Below are 18,352 nucleotides of genomic sequence, written 5' to 3'. Positions count from 1 at the left end.
ATCCCTACAGCAGACCGCGGCGAGCGGCCCACACCACGGCTTGGATCGGCGCGGTGACGCCGAGCCGATCGCAGATCGACCTGACCCGGCGGCGGACCGTGCGGTCGGACAGTTCGAGCCGTCGGCCGACAGCCTCCACCGGCAGGCCGTCGGCCAGCAGTCTGAGCAGCACGAGGTCCTTCTCGGTGAGGGTGCGCGCGGTCATCACGCCGGACATCAGCGGAGGAACGCCGCGGCGACCCCGGCGTCCACCGGGACGTGCAGTCCGGTGGTATGGCTGAGCTCGCCGCCGGTCAGGACGAAGACGGCGTTGGCGACGTGCTCGGGCAGCACCTCGCGCTTCAACAACGTCCGCTGGGCGTAGAACTCTCCGAGGTCGGCCTCCGCGACGCCGTACACGGCCGCACGCTGCGCGCCCCACCCGCCGGCGAAGATGCCGGAACCCCGGACCACGCCGTCGGGATTGACCCCGTTGACGCGGATGCCGTGCGTGCCGAGTTCGGCGGCGAGCAGGCGCACCTGGTGTGCTTGGTCCGCTTTCGTCGCCGAGTACGCGATGTTGTTCGGCCCGGCGAAGACGCCGTTCTTGCTGGCGATGTAGACCAGGTCGCCGCCGAGCCCCTGCGCGATCATGATGCGCGCGGCCTCACGCGACACCAGGAACGAACCGCGGGCCATCACGTCGTGCTGCAGGTCCCAGTCCTTGACGCTGGTTTCCAGCAGTGGCTTCGAAATCGACAACCCCGCGTTGTTCACCACGAGGTCGACCCCGCCGAACGCCAGCACGGCCGCCTTCAGCGCGGCGGCAATCTGGTGTTCGTCGGTGACGTCCGCAGCGAGGCCGATCGCGACGTCGGGTCCGCCGATTTCCGCCGCTGCCTCCGACGCCTTGTCCGCGTCGAGGTCCGCGATGACCACGCACGCACCTTCGGCGGCGAGCCGGTGGGCGACGGCCTTGCCGATCCCCGACGCCGCACCGGTGACGAACGCGATCCGCGTCGCGAGCGGCTTCGGTTTCGGCATCCGCGCGAGCTTGGCTTCCTCGAGAGCCCAGTACTCGATGCGGAATTTCTCGCTCTCGTCGATCGGCGCGTACGTGCTGACCGACTCCGCGCCGCGCATGACGTTGATCGCGTTGACGTAGAACTCGCCCGCGACCCGCGCGGTCTGCTTGTTGGCACCAAAGGAGAACATTCCGACGCCTGGCACGAGAACGATCGCCGGGTCGGCGCCGCGCATCGGCGGGGTGACCGCGGTCGCGTGGTCGTCGTAGTAGCGGGCGTAGTCCTCGCGGTAGGCGGCGTGGAGTTCCTTCAGCCGCGCCACCGATTCCTCACTGGACGTCGACGGCGGCAGGTCCAGCACCATCGGCCGGACCTTGGTCCGCAGGAAGTGGTCCGGGCACGACGTGCCGAGTGCCGCGAGCCGCTGATGCTCGGCCGACGCGAGGAAGTCGAGCACGACGTCGCTGTCGGTGAAGTGACCGACCTGCGGCTTGTCCGTGGAGGCGAGACCACGCAGCAGCGGGAACAGTTCAGCCGCCCGCGCACGGCGTTCTTCGGCAGGCAACGCCGCGTAACCCAGCATCGCCGGGCCGAACGGCTCAGGCCGGCCGTGCTCGACGAGGAAGGCCTCCGCGGTCCGGATGATCTCCAGCGACCGGGCCTCGCACTCCTCGCTGGTCGAACCCCAGGCCGTGATGCCATGTCCACCGAGGACACAGCCGATGGCCTGCGGGTTCGCCGCGGCGAGCGCGGCGATGTCCAGCCCCAGCTGGAACCCGGGGCGCCGCCACGGCACCCACACCACACGGTCGCCGAAGCACTCCTTCGTCAGCGCCGGCCCTTCCGCGGCCGTGGCCAGCGCTATCCCGGAGTCGGGGTGCAGATGGTCCACATGGGATGCTTCGAGCAGGCCGTGCATCGCGGTGTCGATCGACGGCGCGGCACCGCCCTTGCCGTGCAGGCAGTAGTCGAACGCGGCGACCATCTCGTCTTCCCGGTCGATCCCGGGGTACACCCCGGCCAGCGCGCGCAGCCTGTCCAGCCGGAGGACGGCAAGTCCCGGCTCGGTGAGCGTACCGAGGTCTCCACCGGAACCCTTGACCCACAACAGGTCCACTTCGGACCCGGTGACCGGATCACGCCCGGCGCCCTTGGCCGAGGTGTTGCCGCCGGCGTAGTTGGTGTTGCGAGGATCCGCGCCCAGCCGATGGGACCGGGTCAGCAGCGCGGCAGCCTCGGGGTGCGTCATGGAGTCTCCCATTTTCTATGCGCCCCAACCGGCCTGCTGGCCGCCGACACGCTCGGCGATGATCCGCTCGCGGTAGCCGGACCGGGCATACGCGGCGATCGGATCGGGGTCGAGGCCCTGTTCCTCGCGCAGTTCGGCCAGCAGCGGCCGGACATCGGTGTTGTAGGCGTCCATGACGACCGCGTTGGCGCCGAGGACGTCACCGGCCGCCTGCGCCACGGCGAGCGCCTCGGCGTCGAGGATCAGGGCCTTGGCCGTGGCTTCTTGGACGTTCATCACCGAGCGGATCTGCGCGGGGATCTTCTCCTCGATGTTGTGGCACTGGTCGAGCATGAACGCGACCCCGGTGGCTTCGTCGAGCCCACCGCCCGCGACGACCTCGTGCAGGATCCGGAAGAGCTGGAACGGGTCGGCCGAACCGACCATGAGGTCGTCGTCGGCGTAGAACCGGGAGTTGAAGTCGAAGCCGCCGAGCTTTCCGGCGCGGAGCAGGAAGGCGACGATGAACTCGATGTTCGTGCCCGGCGCGTGGTGTCCGGTGTCGACGACGACCTGCGCCTTTTCGCCCAGCTGCAGGCAGTGCGCGAACGACGTCCCCCAGTCCGGAACGTCCATTGTGTAGAACGCGGGCTCGAAGAGCTTGTACTCCAACAGTATCCGCTGATCTTCACCGAGCCGGGCGTACGTCGTCGCCAACGCTTCGGCCAGCCTGTCCTGGCGGGCACGGATACTGTCCTGACCTGGATAGTTGGTGCCGTCGGAGAACCACAGCTTCAGGTCGCGCGACCCGGTGGCGTCCATGACGTCGATGCACTCCAGCAGGTGTGCGACGGCTTTGCGCCGGATCGCGGGGTCCGGGTTGGTGACGCTGCCGAGTTTGAAGTCGTCGTCCTGGAAGACGTTCGCGTTGATCGCCCCGGCCTTGACCCCGAGTTCGACCGCGTGATCCGCCAGCTTCGCAAAGTTCTCGACGTTGTCCCAGGGAATGTGCAGTGACACCGTGGGCGAGACCCCGGTGAACCGGTGCACGGTCGCCGCGTCGGCGATCTTTTCCCACGGGTCGCGGGGAACACCTTGCTGCGCGAACACCTTGAAGCGGGTACCCGAATTGCCGAAGGCCCACGACGGTAGTTCGATGCTCTGCGCACGCAGCGTGTCCAGCACGCGTCGGCGGGCCTCAGGGGAAAGTGCGGTCATGCCAGCCCTCCAGTGTCTGGTTCTCGTAGCCTGTCCGGGACGCACACAGGTCAGGTCACTTCCGTGAAGTCGATGCCCAGCAGTCCGGCCACCGCGGCCAGGTCCGTGGCGCGGTGGCCGGTGGCGAGTGCCCAGTGGTGGCCGATGCCGCTCGCGCTCCAGTCGTCGACCCACTCGCCGGGGTTTCGCCCGAAGTCGACGCGGGAGGTGGTGTTGCCGATCCGCAGCAGCGGGCCGGAGACGACTTCGCCCTCGGCGGCGATGAACCGGTAGGTCCCATCGACGTCCTGCCCGATGCCGAAAGTGGTCACCGGGCCGTGCCTGACGTCGAATTCCACGGACACCCCGTAACCGCGTTTGCCGTGGTAGACGCCGAGCCCGCGCAGCAGGGGCCGGGCCGAGCTGATGGCGAGGTGTGCCGGGCCGTCGTGGCCCATTTCGACCACTCCCGCCCGGAAGTCCAGCGCCTGCAGCTCGGTGAACGACCCGCCCGCGCCGAGCCGATCGGTCACCAGCATCGCCAGCGATGTCCGCAGCTCGTACTCGCCGACCGCCGGAATCCCGCGCGCGGTGAGCAGCGACGCGCCGAGGATCATCCCGGCGGCCACCCGCTCGTGGATGTCGCCGTCGAGACCGCGGTGGTAGTAGGCGAGGCTGTCCAGTCCGAAGTCGTCGACGAGCTGGTCGAGCGCCACGGAAACCTTGGCACCCCAACGCAGATCTTCGGCTTCGACCGAGGAATCGACGTCGAACTTCTCCCGCGCGAGCGCGACCCGGCGGTCGGTGTCCACTTCGGACACCTTCACCACGCGCACCCGCAGGTCGTCGATCTCGAGGACCTCGACATGCCCGCCCAGCTGTGCGGACACCGACGTCAGGTCCGCGGCGACGTCGAGCATTCCCGGGTAGAGGTGGCCGAGCAGGCCGTGCCGCGCGGTGCGTAACCCGCCACGCACCCCGGCGGCACGGACCCACCGGCCGATCTTTTCCCAGGCCCGCTCGTCTTCGACGTAACCGGAGACCGACCGGAACTCGACGCCGCAGCGGCGGAACGCGTTCGCCATCTCCGGCAACGGGCACGCCCCGCAGTAGGCGAGCCAATCCCCGGTACCGAACGCGGCGTGATCCATCACCTCGGTCGGCTGCAGGTTGATCAGCAGCACCGGGGCGCCAGTGCGCTGGGCGACCGGCATCAGCATGCTCGCCGTGAGATACGTGGTGAGAAAGCCGATGATGAGATCACAGCCGGCAGCACGCAGTTCTTCGGCCGCCCGATCACCTTCCCGGGCGTCGCTGATGAAGCCGACGTCCGTCACCTCGCAGTCCAAAGCGGACAGACGCTCGGCGACGCGGGCCGCCGACTTCCGCAGCTGGGGAAGGAGGTCGGGGAACTGCGGCCAGTAGGCACCGAGCCCACCGGAAACCAGACCGACTCGGGTCGGTCGGCGCGCAATTCGTGCGGGAAGGTTCACGGCCGGCTCAGAAGTTGTACTGGTCGATGTTGGCGCTGGTGAACACCGTGGGCGGGCCGAGCACGATCTCGCCCTGCGCGCCGATGGTGTACGGGCCGAGCTCACCGGCGGTGAACTTCTCCCCTTGCTTGCCGGTGATCTGGCCGGAGACGAGTGCGGCCGCGGCGTACCCGGTCAGCTCGCCGAGCTTCGCCGGGTCCCAGAGCGCGAACTCCTTGACCGTGCCGTCCTTGACGAACTGTTTCATCTGGTTCGGCGTGCCCAGCCCGGTGATCGCCACCTTGCCCTTGTAACTCGACGTGCTCACGTACCGCGAAGCGGCCGAAATACCCACCGTGGTCGGCGAAACGATCGCCTTCAAGTTCGGGTACGCCTGCAGCAGGCCCTGGGTCTCCTGGAACGACTTCTGGTCGTCGTCGTTGCCGTACACCGTGGTCACCAGTTTCAGCCCCGCGTACTGCGGCTTGGCCAGCTCCTGCTTGAAGACCTGGATCCACGCGTTCTGGTTGGTCGCGTTCGGGGTGGCCGACAGGATCGCGATGTCCCCGGTCCCGCCGGTGACCTCGGAGGTCATCTTGGCGAGCGACTCCCCGACTCCGGCCGTGGTGGCCTGGTTGACGAACAGGTCGCGGCAGGACGGGCTGGCGTCGGAGTCGAAGGTGACGACCTTCGTGCCGCCGGCACGCGCCTGGTTGAGCGCCGGGCACACCGCGTTCGGGTCATTCGCCGCGATCACGATGGCGTCTTGCTGCTGCTGCACCAGCGTGTTGATGTAGCTGACCTGCGAACTCGCGCTGGCCTCGTTGGGACCGACCAGTTTGTACACGCCCTTGAGCGCGTCGACGGCCTTCTTGCCGCCGCTGACCTCGATGTCGGAATACGGGTTGTTGAGCTGCTTGGGCAGGTACGCGATCTTCAGCCCGGTCTTGATGGTCGCGTTCGGGTTCGCCGCGGCGGTGTCGGACGGGGCCGCCCCACCGGTGGCCGTCGAGTCGTTGCGCGTCGTGCCCGAACAGGCGGACGCGATCAGCGCGACGGTGGCAACACCCACCGCCATGAACGTGAGCTTCCTTGCTCTCATGGACTGGTCCTCTCTCAGGGGATCTGGGAAGTAGGGTTAGCCCGGCAGGGCTCTGGCCCGTTGTCGCCGGGCTCTGGCGGCGCGGACGCGCTCGCCGACGTTCGGGGCGACCACGGAGATGATCAGCAGGCCGCCGGTGACAATGGTGAGGGTGTCGGCGGAGACGTCGGCTAGCTGCAGGGCGTTGGTCAACGTGCCGAGCAGCAGCACCGCGGCCACCACCCCGCCCATCGACCCCTTGCCGCCGAAGATCGACACCCCGCCGAGCAGGACGACCGCGACCACGGACAGTTCGAGCCCGGTGCCGTTGTCCGCGCGGGCACTGGCGTAGCGCAGGGTCCAGAAGATCCCGGCCAGTGCGGACACCGTCCCGGTGGCGACGAACAGCAGCAGCTTGGTGCGCCACACCGAAACCCCGCTGAACCGCGCGGCCTCGTCGTTGGCGCCCATGGCGAACAGCGTCCGGCCGAACGCGGTGTAGTGCAGCAGCACGGCGAACGCGATCGCCAGCACGACCAGCGGCAGCAGCACGATCGGGATCGACGTGCCGGGCAGGTTCGCCGTCGCCGCCTTGGTCCACGACGCCGGGAAGTCCGCGACAGCCTGGTCTCCGAGCATGACAGTGGCCAGCCCCCGGTACAACGCGAGCGTGCCGATGGTGACCGCCAGCGACGGCAGCCCGAGAATCGTGATGAAGAACCCGTTCACCAGGCCGAGGACGATCCCTAGCCCCAGGCACAGCACCACGGCCAGCTGGATCGAGTACCCGTGCAACCACAGCTGACCGAGGAAGGCGCTCGACAGGCCGAGCGTGCTGGCGACCGACAGGTCGATCTCCCCGGTCACCACGACGAGCGTCAGCGGCAGCGCGATCAGGCCCACCGCGACGACGTCCAGCAGCAGGAAGCTGAGGTTGCGACCGCTGGCGAACCCGTCGATGGAGAACGACGAGACGACGGCGACGACCACGACGGCCACGGCCACCACCACCGCCCAACTCGGTTGGTAGCGGCTTGTCTTTCGCGTCCCTGTATCAGCCATGAGTGGCATCCCCTCGAAGCCGTGCGGCCACCCGGACGGCGACGAGCCGGTCCAGTCCGATGGCTGCCAGGATGAGCGCGCCGACCACGGCCTGCTGCCAGAACGGGTTGATGCGCAGGACCGCGAGCGCGCTGCCGATGACTGTGAGCAGCAGAGCGCCGAGCGCAGCGCCCCACACCGAGCCACTGCCGCCGAAGATCGCCACCCCGCCGATGACCGCGGCGGCGACGACGGTGAGTTCCATGCCGCTGCCCGCGGTCGCGTCGATGGTGCCGAACCTGGCCGCGTACAGGACCCCGGCCAGCCCGGCCAGCGCGCCGTTGAGGATGAACGCCGAGAGCACACGACGTCCGACGGGAACGCCGGAAAGCCTTGCGGCCTCAGGGTTCGAGCCGATCGCGTAGAACTCCCGGCCACTGCGGTAGGCACGCAGCAGCCAGGCCGCGGCGGCCACCACGACCGCGGCGATGATCGCGAGCACCGGTACGCCGACGATGTCCGCCGTGCCCAGGTGCAGGAACCCGCTCGGGAAGTCAGTGGCGTTGATCTGCTGCCCGCTGGCCCAGGTGTAGTCGATCCCGCGGAAGATGTAGAGCGTGCCCAGCGTGACGACGAGCGCGGGCACCCGCGCCGCCGCGACGAGCGAGCCGTTGATCAGCCCGCACACCGCCCCGGCGACGATGCCGACGAGCACAGCCACGATCACCGGAGTCCCGGGCGCGGCGAGGAACAGCTTGCCGACGCCGAAGGAAACCAGGCCCACCACCGATCCGACGGAGAGGTCCACGCTGCGCGTCACGATCACGACCGTCTGCCCGACCGCCAGGATGACCAGGATCGCGGCGCCCAGCAACAGGTCCCGCAAGCTCTGCCCGTCAAGGAACCGCGGGTTGTCGATGGCCGTCACCGCGACCAGGATCGCCAGCGCCAGCACAAGACTGAGCTCGCGGACGCGCCGCAGCCGCCCGCCCGCGCGCGCCCTCGGATCGGGCGTCACCTCGGGTGCCGCGTCCGGCCGCGTCCCGGCTTCGGCGCTCATCGGAGCACCGCCGGCTGCCCGGTCGCGGCGAACATGACCGACTCCTCGTCGGCGTCGGCGCGGGCGATTTCCGCGCTGATCCGGCCCTCGTGCATCACCAGCACGCGGTCGGCCATGCCGAGGATCTCGGGCAGCTCCGAAGACACCATCAGGATCGCTATCCCGTCGTTCGCCAGCTTGGACAGCAACCGGTGCACCTCAGCTTTGGTGCCGACGTCGATCCCTCGCGTCGGCTCGTCGATGATCAGCACCTTCGGCGCGGTCGCCAGCCACTTGGCCAGCACCACCTTCTGCTGGTTGCCGCCGGACAGGGTCGACACCGCGTCGGACAGCGCCCCGGCCTTGAGCCGCAGGACGCCCGCCCACTCACGGGTCAGCGCGCTTTCCGAACCGCGCGTCAGGATGCCCATCTTCGACAGCGCGCCGCGCCGGGTCAGCGCCGCGTTGCCCGCGATCGACAGGTCCATCACCAGCCCCTGGTGCCGCCGGTCCTCCGGGACGAGCGCGAGCCCGGCCGCGATGGCTGCGGCCGGGCGACCGGGGCGCAACTTGCGTCCGCCGACCTTCACCTCCCCGGCGTCGTAGCGGTCGACACCGAAGACCGCGCGGACGACTTCGCTGCGGCCGGCGCCGACCAGGCCGGCAAGCGCGACGATCTCGCCGCCGCGGACGTCGAAGCTGATGTCGGAGAACACCCCGGCGCGCGTCAGTCCGCGGACTTCGAGCCGGACTTCCCGGACCTCGGCGTCAACCTTGGGGAACAGGCTTGTCACGTCACGGCCGATCATGCGGCGCACCACCTGCTCCACGGTGATGTCGGCGATCGGGTCGGTCGACACGTGCTCGCCGTCGCGCATCACCGTGATCCGCTGGCAGAGCGCGAAGACCTCCTCGAAGCGGTGCGAAATGAACAGCACCGCGGCCCCGGCGTCGCGCAGTGAACGGGCGACCGAGAACAGTCGCTCGACCTCGACCCCCGAAAGCGCGGCGGTCGGCTCGTCCATGATCAGCACTTTGGCGTCGAACGACAGCGCCTTCGCGATTTCGACGATCTGCTGGTCGGCGATCGACAGGCCGCGCGTGGGCCGGTCGGGATCGATGGCGACGCCGAGCCGGACGAACAGTTCGACGACCGTGCGGCGCATCGTCGCCCTGTCGATCCGGCCGAGGCTGCGCAGCGGCTGGCGGCCCATGAAGATGTTCTCGGTGACCGACAGGTCGGGGAACAGCGTCGGTTCCTGGTAGATGACCGCGATCCCGGCTTTCCGGGCGTCCGCGGGGGATTCGAGGTCGACCGCGACGCCGTCGAGCAGGATCTGCCCGGTGTCCGCGCGCAGCGCCCCGGCCAGGATTTTGATCATGGTCGACTTGCCCGCGCCGTTCTCCCCCACCAGCGCGTGGGCCTCACCCGCGAACAGGCTCAACCGGGCGTTCGACAGGGCTGCCACGGCTCCGAACACCTTCGAGACGCCCCTCATCTCGAGCAGCGGCTCCCCGGTGCCCGGTGTCACGACCACGGTGTCGCCTTTCGCTGGATGAATCGTTTCATTTTCTGAGCGCGTACGGTAGTGTCGCCGCTCATACGATGTCAAGAAGCCGCAGGATTTCTTTGGTGAATAGCCGCCATTCAGCCGTGAAACGATTCAGAACCAGGGGGTAATCAGTGTCCGGCATCCGTGACGTGGCCGAGCTGGCGGGCGTGTCGATCGGCACGGTGAGCAACGTGCTCAACGGCCGCAGCACGGTGTCGCCCGCCAACCGCACCCGGGTGGAAGCCGCCATCCGCAAGCTGGGCTTCGTGCGCAACGAATCCGCGCGCCAGCTCCGGGCGGGCAGCAGCCGGGTCCTCGCGCTGATGGTGCTCGACCTGGCGAACCCGTTCTTCTCCGACGTTGCGCGCGGGGTGGAAGACGTCGCCGACGAGCACGGGCTGATGGTCAGCGTGTCGAGCACCGGGGAGTCGCCCGACCGCGAACGCCGCTACCTCGACCTCATCGAGGAACAGCGCGTGCACGGCCTGCTGATAACTCCGGTGAGTGACGACGCCGAGCGCCTCGACCAGCTGGTGAACCGCGGCACGCCGGTCGTGCTCGTCGACCGCGGGTCCGCCGGGCCGCACCGCTGCTCGGTCGCGGTCGACGACGTCGAAGGCGGCCGGATGGCGGCCCGGCACCTCCTCGAAACCGGCCACCGCGACCTCGTCTACCTCGGCGGGCCGTTCGACGTCCGCCAGGTGCGCGACCGCCTCGCCGGCGCGCGGGAAGCCGTCGGCGGTGACGCCATGCTGGCGGTCGTCGAAACACCGTCACTCACCGTCGAAGCCGGACGCGCCGCCGCACGCGCACTGCTCGAAGACGTCGCGAACCGGCCGACCGCGGTGTTCTGCGCCAACGACCTGCTCGCGCTGGGCGTGCTCCAGGAGGTGGTCGGGCGAGGCATCCGCGTGCCCGACGACCTCGCGATCGTCGGTTACGACGACATCGTCTACGCCGCCGCGGCGGCCATCCCGCTGACGTCGGTCCGCCAGCCCCGCGAGGACCTCGGCCGCGCTGCCGCACAGCTGCTGATCGAGGAAGTCGACGACCCGAGGCACCGGCACCGCCAGGTGGTCTTCCAACCCGACCTGGTCATCCGGGCGTCGAGCTCGCGCCGGTAGGCCCGTCTCGTCGTCGATCGACTCAATCATGGGTGAATGACCTGATTTGCGAGCAGCAGGAAGCTCAGCGCGCCCCGGTCGAAAATAACCGAATTAAACCTTGACTGGTATAGACCAATCAGGTTGACTGCCCTCAGTCCCCCCGTGAATGCCTCGAATGCCGTGACCGACTGTAAGACCACCAGACTCAGGCGTCGAGTCGGCCCGATCTTCGAGTAAGTGCGGATCCTTTGCGCACAAAGGAGTGATCGAGTGTCGATTAAACGCATAGCGGCAGCTTTGACGGCGATGGCCATCGCGGGCGCGCTCGCGCTCGTCTCCCCCGGCCTCGCCACGACCGCTTCCGCCGCCCCCGCCTGTGTCGGAGCCTGGAATTCCTCAGCCGTGTACACCGGCGGAATGACTGCTTCGCTCAACGGCCACAACTACACCGCGAAATGGTGGACCCAGAACGAGGCCCCACCCGGCACCACCGGCGTCTGGGCCGACAACGGCGCCTGCGGCAGCGGCGGCGGCACGACCCCGCCGAGCAGCTGCAGCTACCCGGCGTGGGTCGCGGGCCACAACTACTCCGCCGGCGCCATCGTGCAATACACCAACGGCCAGTACTACCAAGCCAGCCACGACAATCCGGGTTACGACCCGGTGATCAGCACCTGGTACTGGTCGCCGTACAGCTGCAGCGGTGGCGGCACGACCCCGCCGAGCTCGGGCGGATTCGTCGTCAGCGAAGCGCAGTTCAACCAGATGTTCCCTGGCCGGAATTCGTTCTACACCTATGCCGGCCTGACTGCGGCGCTCAGCGCGTACCCCGGATTCGCCACCACGGGCAGTGCCACCGTCCAGAAGCAGGAAGCCGCCGCGTTCCTGGCCAACGTCGCCCACGAAACCGGCAACCTGGTCTACATCGTGGAGCAGAACACGTCGAACTACCCGCACTACTGCGACACGAGCCAGTCCTACGGCTGCCCGGCAGGCACGGCGGCGTACTACGGTCGCGGCCCGATCCAACTGAGCTGGAACTTCAACTACAAGGCCGCCGGTGACGCGCTCGGCATCGACCTGCTCCACAACCCGTACCTGGTCGAGCAGGACGCCTCGGTCGCCTGGAAGACCGGCCTTTGGTACTGGGACACCCAGACCGGTCCGGGCACCATGACCCCGCACAACGCGATGGTCAACGGCGCGGGCTTCGGCGAGACGATCCGCAGCATCAACGGCAGCCTGGAGTGCAACGGCCAGAACACCGCGGAGATGCAGGACCGGATCAACGACTACCAGAAGTTCGTCGGTGTCCTCGGCGTCCCGGCAGGCAATAACCTCAGCTGCTGAGCGTCGTCCCGGAGTAACAACCCCTCGGGGCCACCCTTGTGGCGTTAGAAGCCACGAGGGTGGCCCCGAGGGGTCTTCGGCGTACGACAAGTGCAGGGCGGGAACGTCGTGTGGTCGGGTGGCCTTGTGTACGAAACGTCCCCCGATACAAATGATTTGTACTAAACGTCCCCCGAGTCGCTCGCCCACGTCACAGACCGAGGTCGGCGCGGAGGGTGCCAATAGCGGCGTCGAGGCGGGTCCGGAGTTCCGGGTCCGCTGGGTCGGCGCCGTTCTCCAGCCGAGTCCGCCAGACGAGTTCGCCCGTCCTGGGGCGTCGTGACACGGTCACGGACGCGCGGTGTCCGTCGCCGAGATCGACGACGCTGGTGTTGACGTGCGTCGACGTGATCATGGTGTGCACGACGTCGGGCAGGTCACCCGGCACCGGCAGCCCGATGACCTCGTGTTCCGCGCCCGCGATCCGGAGCTCATGGTCGTCCTCGTGCCACCGCGCCTCGGACAGGTCCTCCCAGCCCACCCGACTCCAAGCGGCGTCACCGTCGCGGTAATAGAGCCCTTCGGTCGTCCCCACCGCCTCCGGAGCCTGCCCCGGTGTCCCCGCGGTCGCCAACACGCGCTCCCCCGGCCTGATCATCGCCCGCGCCGCCCGCTTGGTGGCACGCAGCGGCTTCGACGCGACGCCGAGCCGGATCGCGTAGACGACCGCGCTGGCCCCGAACATCGCGGCCGAGAGCAGCAGCCAGCGGCCGAGGTAGGGCGTCTGGTCGAGTCCCGTCGCCGCGTGAACGGTGTCCGCGCCCTGCATGATGATCCCCGGAAAGAACAACACAAAAGTCAGGCCGGCGCCCAGCACCGGCGTCCGCAGGTAGTTCAGCGGCGACACCAGCGCCGTCGCCGTCCCGGCACGCCGCGGCTTCAGCGCCCGCAGCGCGCCGGTGACCGACCAGTCGGCGAGCGCATAGAGCGGGAACAGCACCAGGTCGTGCCCGATCACCGCGGCGAGGAACCAGATCACCAGGCGCGGCAGCAGCGGATCGTCGAGCCAGAACGTCACCGCATACCCGGCGAGCGCGAAACAACCGAGCAACGCCAGCAGGTGCAGCGGGTTCGCGCCGTAGAAACCCTTGGCCCGCAGCAGAATCGACCGCATCTCACACGCTCCTGAAGTCGAGTGCGGTGACCCACTTCGTACAGTGGACCCCGGGTAGCGCAGGCACGATGATGCGCGCCGGGTACCCGTGATCGAGGCTGAGCCGGGCGCCGTTGACGCGCAGCGCGAGCAGCGCGTCGGGGTGCAGCACCTGGTTGCTCTGCAGCGTCGCCTGGGTGTACCCGCCGAACCGCTCGACCGAACGCACCCGGGCCGACGCCGGGTTGGGCACCCCGGCCAGCGCGGCGAGGTCCCGCAACGGGACACCGGTCCAGGTCTGGGTGACCGACCAGCCCTCGACGCACGCGATCGGCAGGTCCGCGGTGCGCTGGGCCAGGGCCGTCACCCCGTCGAGGTCGAGTACGACAGCCTTCGGCCCGCCGGTCAGGGTGAGCCGCCACGCGTCGCCGACATCGCCGGGCCGGATGGCGGCGGTGGCCGCGGTGCGGTTGATCTGGAAGTCGTTCGGGCCGTCGCCGTAGGAACGGCCGCGCGGCACGAGCAACGCGGCCTTGCGGGTGAACCCGCCGACCGTCTCACCCAGGGTGAGCGCCGCCACCAGCAGCGACCCACCGCCGACGAGCCCGAGCGCGCCGCGCCGGCTCAACGTCGGCTTGGCAGGGTGGGTGGCCACCAAGCCGCCCTCGTCCAGCGGTTCCGGGACGGTGTCCGCGCGGGAGGTCTTCAACTCCTGCCGCAGCGAGCGCGACCGCAGGGACCTGATCATCGTCGGGAGCTTGATCGCGACATGGGTGACGAACGCGGCCATGAACACCCAGGCCCCGTAGTAGTGAGCGGTATAGAAGCTGAACCCGAACACGTAGTCGTACTGTGTGTTCAGCACGCCGGTCGCGATCTCGAACAGGATCCCGCCGACGAGCAGCAGCAGCGAGAGCCGCTCGACGACGTGCGCGATCGACCGCGCCGGCGGCCAGCTGAACAGCTTCGGCACCACCGACCACAGCTTCGCCAGCACCACCGGGATCACGATGAAACCGACCCCGACGTGCAGGCCCTGGGTCAACCGGAACAGCCACGACGGGGTGGTCGGCCAGTTGAAGAACGGCAGGTGGAGCCAGCCGACGTTGCCCGGGATCGACTGGTGGAACTGCGGGCCGTACGCGATGTAGTCGAGCAGGCCGGTGAGGATGACCAACGGCAGAGCCGCCAGCAGGATCGCGCCGAACACCGACGTGAGCCACGGCCCCCGCAGTGGGCTGCGCCACAAGCGGGGGTTGCCCAGGCCCGGCGGGCGAGCCTTTTCGATCGCCTTCCACAGCTTCGCGGGAAACCCGTACTCGGGCGCCGCCGGGCGATCATCCTTTGTGGATTCCGCCGTGGGTTCGGCTTCCGGTGGCGTGTTCGCCGCTGACATGGTGGCCCTTCCGAACGAATACCGAAATGCGGCGTGATCGCCGCAAGTGGACGGTAAGCCAGGAGACCACCCCGCGGCGCCCGGAAGGCCCCATCGGTAAGCAACCCATAATCACCCGACCGGGGGCCACGGCGTCAGGAAAGCCGGGCAGGGCGTTCGGATCCCGTGAGGATCCCGACGGACGAAGGCCGCATCGTTCGTTCTTCGTAAGGATTGTCGTATGCGCGACGTCTACTACGAACAGCTGGAGCGGCTCGCTGACCGGCTACTGGACATGTCCCGCATGGTCGGCGAAGCGATGGACCGGGCGACGATGGCGATGTCCGGCGCCGACCTCGAACTGGCCGGGCTCGTGGTCGCCGGGAATGCTCGTGTCGAGCAGACCCGCGTCGACGCCGAGGACCACGCCTACGCGCTCTTGGCAGCGCGAAGCCCCGCCGCGACGGATCCGCGCGTGGCGGTCGCGGCGATCCAGGCCGCGACCAGCCTGGAGCGCATGGGACGTCTCGCCGTTCACGTGGCCGAAGCGGTGCAGCGCCGGTATCCCCAGCCCGTCGTGCCGTCGCCGCTGATGCCGCGGTTCACCGAAATGGGCCGCATCGCCGTGTGGCTGGCGACGATGGCCGGGCAGGTCATCGTGCGCCGGGACGCCACGCTCGCCCGCGCGCTGGTCAGCGTCGACGACGAGATGGACGACCTCCACCGGACCCTCTTCACCGTGATCGACTACCGGGAATGGACCTACGGCGCCGCTACGGCTGTCGACGTCACCCTGTTGAGCCGTTTCTACGAGCGGTTCGCCGACCACGCCGTCTCACTCGCGTGGCATTCGACCTTCCTCGTCCCCCGCCAGTCCCCAACGAAGGATCCGTTACCCCTGACCACCCCACTCCAGACTGCGAACACGCCATGTTGACCGTTACCCGAGCCGCCGCCCAGGCCATTGACCATCTCCTTGCCGCCCAAGGAATCCAACGAGACGACGGCGGCCTGCACCTCACCCTGGACCCGCTGTCCGTCGAAGTCGTCGCCCACGCTGACGCCGACGACGACATCATCGACACCGCCGGTACCCAGGTCTTCCTCGATCGCGAAACCCGGATCCGCTTGGCGGACAAGGTGCTCGACATCACGAAGGAGGACAACGGTCATCTCGCCTTCGTCGTGGTGTCCCCGGAATCGGCCCGGCGGCGCGTGGATCAGCGCAGGAAAGCGACGTCCGGATAGCGCGAGCTAGGCCCGTCGAGCAACTGTCCGTCGCCCTGGCGGAACTGCAGGTCGAGGTAGTCCCGGACCGTGGGCACCGAACGCACCGGCTCGATCGCACCCACCAAGCTGACGCGGCTCGCGTGCGTCATCAGCCCGGCCGCCTCCAAGTCCGTGGCGTCTGCGCCGAAGTCGGTGAACACGTGGTGCGCGGCAACGTTCAGTTGCGGCCAACTGGTCCGGCCGTGCTGGTGGGTCGGCAACTCCTGCCACGAACGGTCGATGTCGGCGTCGTGCCCTTCTCCGAACCGAACAGCAGCAAGGGCTTCGCGACGCCATGTTGCGCCACCAGCTCTCGATGGAAACCACCAGAGTCCTTACGTGGAGCGGAAACACCCCAGTTCGGGCACGGCCGGAAGCCGAACTTCCCCGTCCGGCTCGAAACGCAGCACAGCGGCACCGGATCCAGGCACAGCCAGGTTCAGCGACAGCCGTCGAACCCGGGCGGCACACCTGGGGCAAGACAACCATGACTCATCCGTCGAACGGCATGCTCCGGCGACATCTGCTCGCGCATCCAGGTCGCCGCGTTGATGAGCGCGAAGGCATCAGCTGCGGTGACGTCGGCTTGCAGAGCACCAGGCCGAGAACCGCGATTTGCTCCGTCAGGTGGTACCGACCACGGTCAGTGGACGCGCAACCCCTTGTGGGCCACTATGAAGTTCGGCCGGAAGCCCGGGGAGGGGTTTGATGCGGAAACCTGGATCACCAAGGAACGCTGGGGCAATGGCTCGACGGACGCTGCTCACGGGCACGATCGCCGTCACGGCCGCGCTGTCCGGCTCCACAATGGCATTCGCCGCACCGGGTGCGCGGCCGCGCGCTACCGCCAACCGGGTGGCCGTCCTCGGCGGTGGGGTCGGCGGGCTGACCGCGGCACACGAACTCGCCGAACGCGGTTTCGCCGTCACCGTCTATGAACGCAAGGCACTCGGCGGCAAAGCCCGCAGCATCCCGGTGCCCGGGACGGCCACGGGCGGGCGGCTGGACCTGCCTGGTGAGCACGGGTTCCGCTTCTTTCCCGGGTTCTACCAGAATATCCCGGACACGATGAGCCGAATCCCGTTCAGCGGCAACGCCGGCGGCGTCCGGGACAACCTGGTGAACGCCGCCGACGAGATGGGCGCCTGGAACGGCAAGACGTTCGAGCTGCCGACCGCGGGCAGCCTGGAAGGCAACCTCACCCCGCAGGCACTACTGGAGTATCTCAAGCTGCTGGCGACGGTGACCGGCGCCATTCCGCTGGCGGAGATCGCCGTGTTCGGCAGCAAGATCCTGACCCTGCTGACCAGCGGCCCGAAGCGACGACTCGGCCAGTGGGAGAACACCAGTTACGCCGACTTCATCGTCGCGGCGAAGATGTCGGAGAACTACCGCACGGTCATGGTCGACCTGCTCACCTCGACCCTGGTCGCCGCCAAACCCGACAAGGCCAACACGCGCACCATGGGCCTGATGGCCGAGGCGTGGTTGTACAGCTCGCTCGGGCTGGGCGGGTACGGCTCCCCGGACAGGCTGCTGTCGGCGCCGACCAGCGAAGCGTGGATCGACCCCTGGGTGAGCCACCTCAGTTCCTTGGGCGTCGGGTTCCGGACCGCGACCGTCACCGAACTGACCTACGGCAGCGGCCGGATCACCGGCGCCCGCGCGCTCGACGCCGCCGGAGCCGCGACCACGATCGAGGCGGACTGGTACGTCCTCGCCGTCCCGGTCGAGCGGGCCGTACCGATGCTGGGCCCGCAGCTCCTCGCCGCCGACCCGCGGCTCGCCCGGCTGAAGAACCTCACCACGTCGTGGATGAACGGGGTGATGATCTACACGACCAGACCGGTCGCGATCAACAACGGGCACGTCGGCTACCCGGGGCAGCCGTGGGCGCTGACGTCGATCAGCCAGGGACAGTTCTGGCGCAAGAACTTCGCGGCGTCCTATGGGGACGGCACCGTGGTGGACTGCCTGTCGATCGACCTGTCCAACTGGGACGCTCCCGGCATCCTCTACGGAAAGGCCGCCCGGGATTGCACTCCGGACCAGATCATCGCCGAAGTCCTCGCGCAGCTGAGGAAAGCGCTGCCCAACGGCGACTCGCTGCTACCCGACTCGATCATCCACTCGTGGTTCATCGACCCCGCGATCACCGGCGCCGGTACCCCGGGCGTGGTGAACGACGAACCACTGCTGATCAACACCCCGTCCTCGTGGCAGAACCGTCCGGACGCGGTCACGGCCGTGCCCAACCTGTTCCTTGCCGCCGACTACGTCCGCACCGACATCAACCTCGCCACCATGGAAGGCGCGAACGAGGCAGGTCGGGCGGCCGCCAACGGGGTGCTCGCCGGGTCCGGCTCCTCCGCCGCGCCTGCCAAGCTGTTCAAGCTCTACGCGCCGCCGGAGATCAAGCTCTTCTGGGACGTCGACGACTTCCGCTACCTGATCGGCTTGCCGAACCAGTTCGATCTCCTCTACCCTGCGTGGCCTTGACCTGCC

General features: G+C 68.6%; 16 protein-coding genes. 5 read left to right on the top strand and 11 right to left on the bottom strand.

What is annotated here, in order from left to right; all coding sequences use genetic code 11:
* Nucleotides 1-4: 4 nt before the first annotated feature.
* Genes JWQ81_RS36205 through JWQ81_RS36170 form a run of 8 tightly spaced genes read right to left on the bottom strand, consistent with a single transcriptional unit; the run spans nucleotide 5 to nucleotide 9,561 of the window.
* The gene (locus JWQ81_RS36205; RefSeq protein WP_297548766.1) at nucleotides 5-217 is read right to left on the bottom strand and encodes a LuxR C-terminal-related transcriptional regulator; all 213 of its coding nucleotides are present in this window, start codon (nucleotides 215-217) and stop codon (nucleotides 5-7) included.
* Entirely contained in the window at nucleotides 217-2,253 is a 2,037-nt protein-coding gene (locus JWQ81_RS36200) for a bifunctional aldolase/short-chain dehydrogenase (RefSeq protein ID WP_297548764.1), read from the bottom strand. The genes JWQ81_RS36205 and JWQ81_RS36200 overlap by 1 nt, the downstream gene beginning before the upstream one ends.
* 15 nt (nucleotides 2,254-2,268) lie before the next feature.
* Entirely contained in the window at nucleotides 2,269-3,450 is a 1,182-nt protein-coding gene (rhaI, locus tag JWQ81_RS36195) for an L-rhamnose isomerase (RefSeq protein WP_297548762.1), read from the bottom strand.
* Nucleotides 3,451-3,500: 50 nt separating this feature from the next.
* Complete coding sequence (locus JWQ81_RS36190) at nucleotides 3,501-4,922, bottom strand: L-fucose/L-arabinose isomerase family protein (RefSeq protein WP_297548761.1); 1,422 nt, start codon at nucleotides 4,920-4,922, stop codon at nucleotides 3,501-3,503.
* 7 nt (nucleotides 4,923-4,929) lie between these two features.
* Entirely contained in the window at nucleotides 4,930-6,003 is a 1,074-nt protein-coding gene (gene rhaS, locus JWQ81_RS36185; protein WP_297548759.1) for a rhamnose ABC transporter substrate-binding protein, read from the bottom strand.
* A 36-nt stretch (nucleotides 6,004-6,039) separates the two neighbouring features.
* Complete coding sequence (locus JWQ81_RS36180; RefSeq protein WP_297548757.1) at nucleotides 6,040-7,044, bottom strand: ABC transporter permease; 1,005 nt, start codon at nucleotides 7,042-7,044, stop codon at nucleotides 6,040-6,042.
* Nucleotides 7,037-8,083 (bottom strand): ABC transporter permease, encoded by a 1,047-nt coding sequence (locus JWQ81_RS36175; RefSeq protein ID WP_297548755.1) that lies wholly within the window; start codon nucleotides 8,081-8,083, stop codon nucleotides 7,037-7,039. The genes JWQ81_RS36180 and JWQ81_RS36175 overlap by 8 nt, the downstream gene beginning before the upstream one ends.
* Entirely contained in the window at nucleotides 8,080-9,561 is a 1,482-nt protein-coding gene (locus tag JWQ81_RS36170) for a sugar ABC transporter ATP-binding protein (protein ID WP_297548793.1), read from the bottom strand. Before JWQ81_RS36170 ends, JWQ81_RS36175 begins: the two co-directional genes overlap by 4 nt.
* A gap of 185 nt (nucleotides 9,562-9,746) precedes the next feature.
* On the opposite strand from JWQ81_RS36170, the gene JWQ81_RS36165 reads away from it, so the two are divergent.
* Both JWQ81_RS36165 and JWQ81_RS36160 read left to right on the top strand, forming a co-directional pair.
* Entirely contained in the window at nucleotides 9,747-10,739 is a 993-nt protein-coding gene (locus JWQ81_RS36165) for a LacI family DNA-binding transcriptional regulator (protein WP_297548753.1), read from the top strand.
* Nucleotides 10,740-10,991: 252 nt separating this feature from the next.
* Nucleotides 10,992-12,071, top strand: a complete 1,080-nt coding sequence (locus JWQ81_RS36160; RefSeq protein WP_297548751.1) for a glycoside hydrolase family 19 protein — start codon at nucleotides 10,992-10,994, stop codon at nucleotides 12,069-12,071.
* Nucleotides 12,072-12,261: 190 nt separating this feature from the next.
* On the opposite strand, the gene JWQ81_RS36155 is transcribed toward JWQ81_RS36160, so the two are convergent.
* Both JWQ81_RS36155 and JWQ81_RS36150 read right to left on the bottom strand, forming a co-directional pair.
* Nucleotides 12,262-13,224, bottom strand: a complete 963-nt coding sequence (locus JWQ81_RS36155) for a hypothetical protein (protein WP_297548749.1) — start codon at nucleotides 13,222-13,224, stop codon at nucleotides 12,262-12,264.
* 1 nt (nucleotide 13,225) lies between these two features.
* Nucleotides 13,226-14,599: a molybdopterin-dependent oxidoreductase gene (locus tag JWQ81_RS36150; protein WP_297548747.1), complete on the bottom strand. Its 1,374-nt coding sequence runs from the start codon at nucleotides 14,597-14,599 to the stop codon at nucleotides 13,226-13,228.
* Between the two features lie 220 nt (nucleotides 14,600-14,819).
* Here JWQ81_RS36150 and JWQ81_RS36145 point away from each other — a divergent pair, with 220 nt between their 5' ends.
* Both JWQ81_RS36145 and JWQ81_RS36140 read left to right on the top strand, forming a co-directional pair.
* Nucleotides 14,820-15,515 (top strand): PhoU domain-containing protein, encoded by a 696-nt coding sequence (locus JWQ81_RS36145; RefSeq protein WP_297548745.1) that lies wholly within the window; start codon nucleotides 14,820-14,822, stop codon nucleotides 15,513-15,515.
* Nucleotides 15,509-15,826, top strand: a complete 318-nt coding sequence (locus JWQ81_RS36140; protein ID WP_297548743.1) for an iron-sulfur cluster biosynthesis protein — start codon at nucleotides 15,509-15,511, stop codon at nucleotides 15,824-15,826. Before JWQ81_RS36145 ends, JWQ81_RS36140 begins: the two co-directional genes overlap by 7 nt.
* Here JWQ81_RS36140 and JWQ81_RS36135 read toward each other — a convergent pair.
* Entirely contained in the window at nucleotides 15,799-16,068 is a 270-nt protein-coding gene (locus JWQ81_RS36135) for a hypothetical protein (RefSeq protein ID WP_297548740.1), read from the bottom strand. The two genes, JWQ81_RS36140 and JWQ81_RS36135, sit on opposite strands and share 28 nt — an antisense overlap.
* Before the next feature lie 523 nt (nucleotides 16,069-16,591).
* Here JWQ81_RS36135 and JWQ81_RS36130 point away from each other — a divergent pair.
* Complete coding sequence (locus JWQ81_RS36130) at nucleotides 16,592-18,346, top strand: FAD-dependent oxidoreductase (RefSeq protein WP_297548738.1); 1,755 nt, start codon at nucleotides 16,592-16,594, stop codon at nucleotides 18,344-18,346.
* Nucleotides 18,347-18,352 lie beyond the last annotated feature (6 nt).

Origin of the sequence: Amycolatopsis sp., from assembly GCF_025464955.1 — a bacterium.
GTDB lineage: Bacteria > Actinomycetota > Actinomycetes > Mycobacteriales > Pseudonocardiaceae > Amycolatopsis.
The sequence above is the reverse complement of the archived record's forward strand: the minus strand, read 5'-3'. Positions and strand labels throughout refer to the sequence as shown.

Bases quoted from the DNA above. Each gene is read 5' to 3' on its own strand.
- JWQ81_RS36205 (WP_297548766.1), bottom strand. From the start codon at position 217: ATGTCCGGCGTGATGACCGCGCGCACCCTCACCGAGAAGGACCTCGTG.
- JWQ81_RS36200 (WP_297548764.1), bottom strand. From the start codon at position 2,253: ATGACGCACCCCGAGGCTGCCGCGCTGCTGACCCGGTCCCATCGGCTG.
- rhaI (WP_297548762.1), bottom strand. From the start codon at position 3,450: ATGACCGCACTTTCCCCTGAGGCCCGCCGACGCGTGCTGGACACGCTG.
- rhaS (WP_297548759.1), bottom strand. From the start codon at position 6,003: ATGAGAGCAAGGAAGCTCACGTTCATGGCGGTGGGTGTTGCCACCGTC.
- JWQ81_RS36180 (WP_297548757.1), bottom strand. From the start codon at position 7,044: ATGGCTGATACAGGGACGCGAAAGACAAGCCGCTACCAACCGAGTTGG.
- JWQ81_RS36175 (WP_297548755.1), bottom strand. From the start codon at position 8,083: ATGAGCGCCGAAGCCGGGACGCGGCCGGACGCGGCACCCGAGGTGACG.
- JWQ81_RS36170 (WP_297548793.1), bottom strand. From the start codon at position 9,561: ATGAGGGGCGTCTCGAAGGTGTTCGGAGCCGTGGCAGCCCTGTCGAAC.
- JWQ81_RS36155 (WP_297548749.1), bottom strand. From the start codon at position 13,224: ATGCGGTCGATTCTGCTGCGGGCCAAGGGTTTCTACGGCGCGAACCCG.
- JWQ81_RS36150 (WP_297548747.1), bottom strand. From the start codon at position 14,599: ATGTCAGCGGCGAACACGCCACCGGAAGCCGAACCCACGGCGGAATCC.
- JWQ81_RS36145 (WP_297548745.1), top strand. From the start codon at position 14,820: ATGCGCGACGTCTACTACGAACAGCTGGAGCGGCTCGCTGACCGGCTA.
- JWQ81_RS36140 (WP_297548743.1), top strand. From the start codon at position 15,509: ATGTTGACCGTTACCCGAGCCGCCGCCCAGGCCATTGACCATCTCCTT.
- JWQ81_RS36130 (WP_297548738.1), top strand. From the start codon at position 16,592: ATGGCTCGACGGACGCTGCTCACGGGCACGATCGCCGTCACGGCCGCG.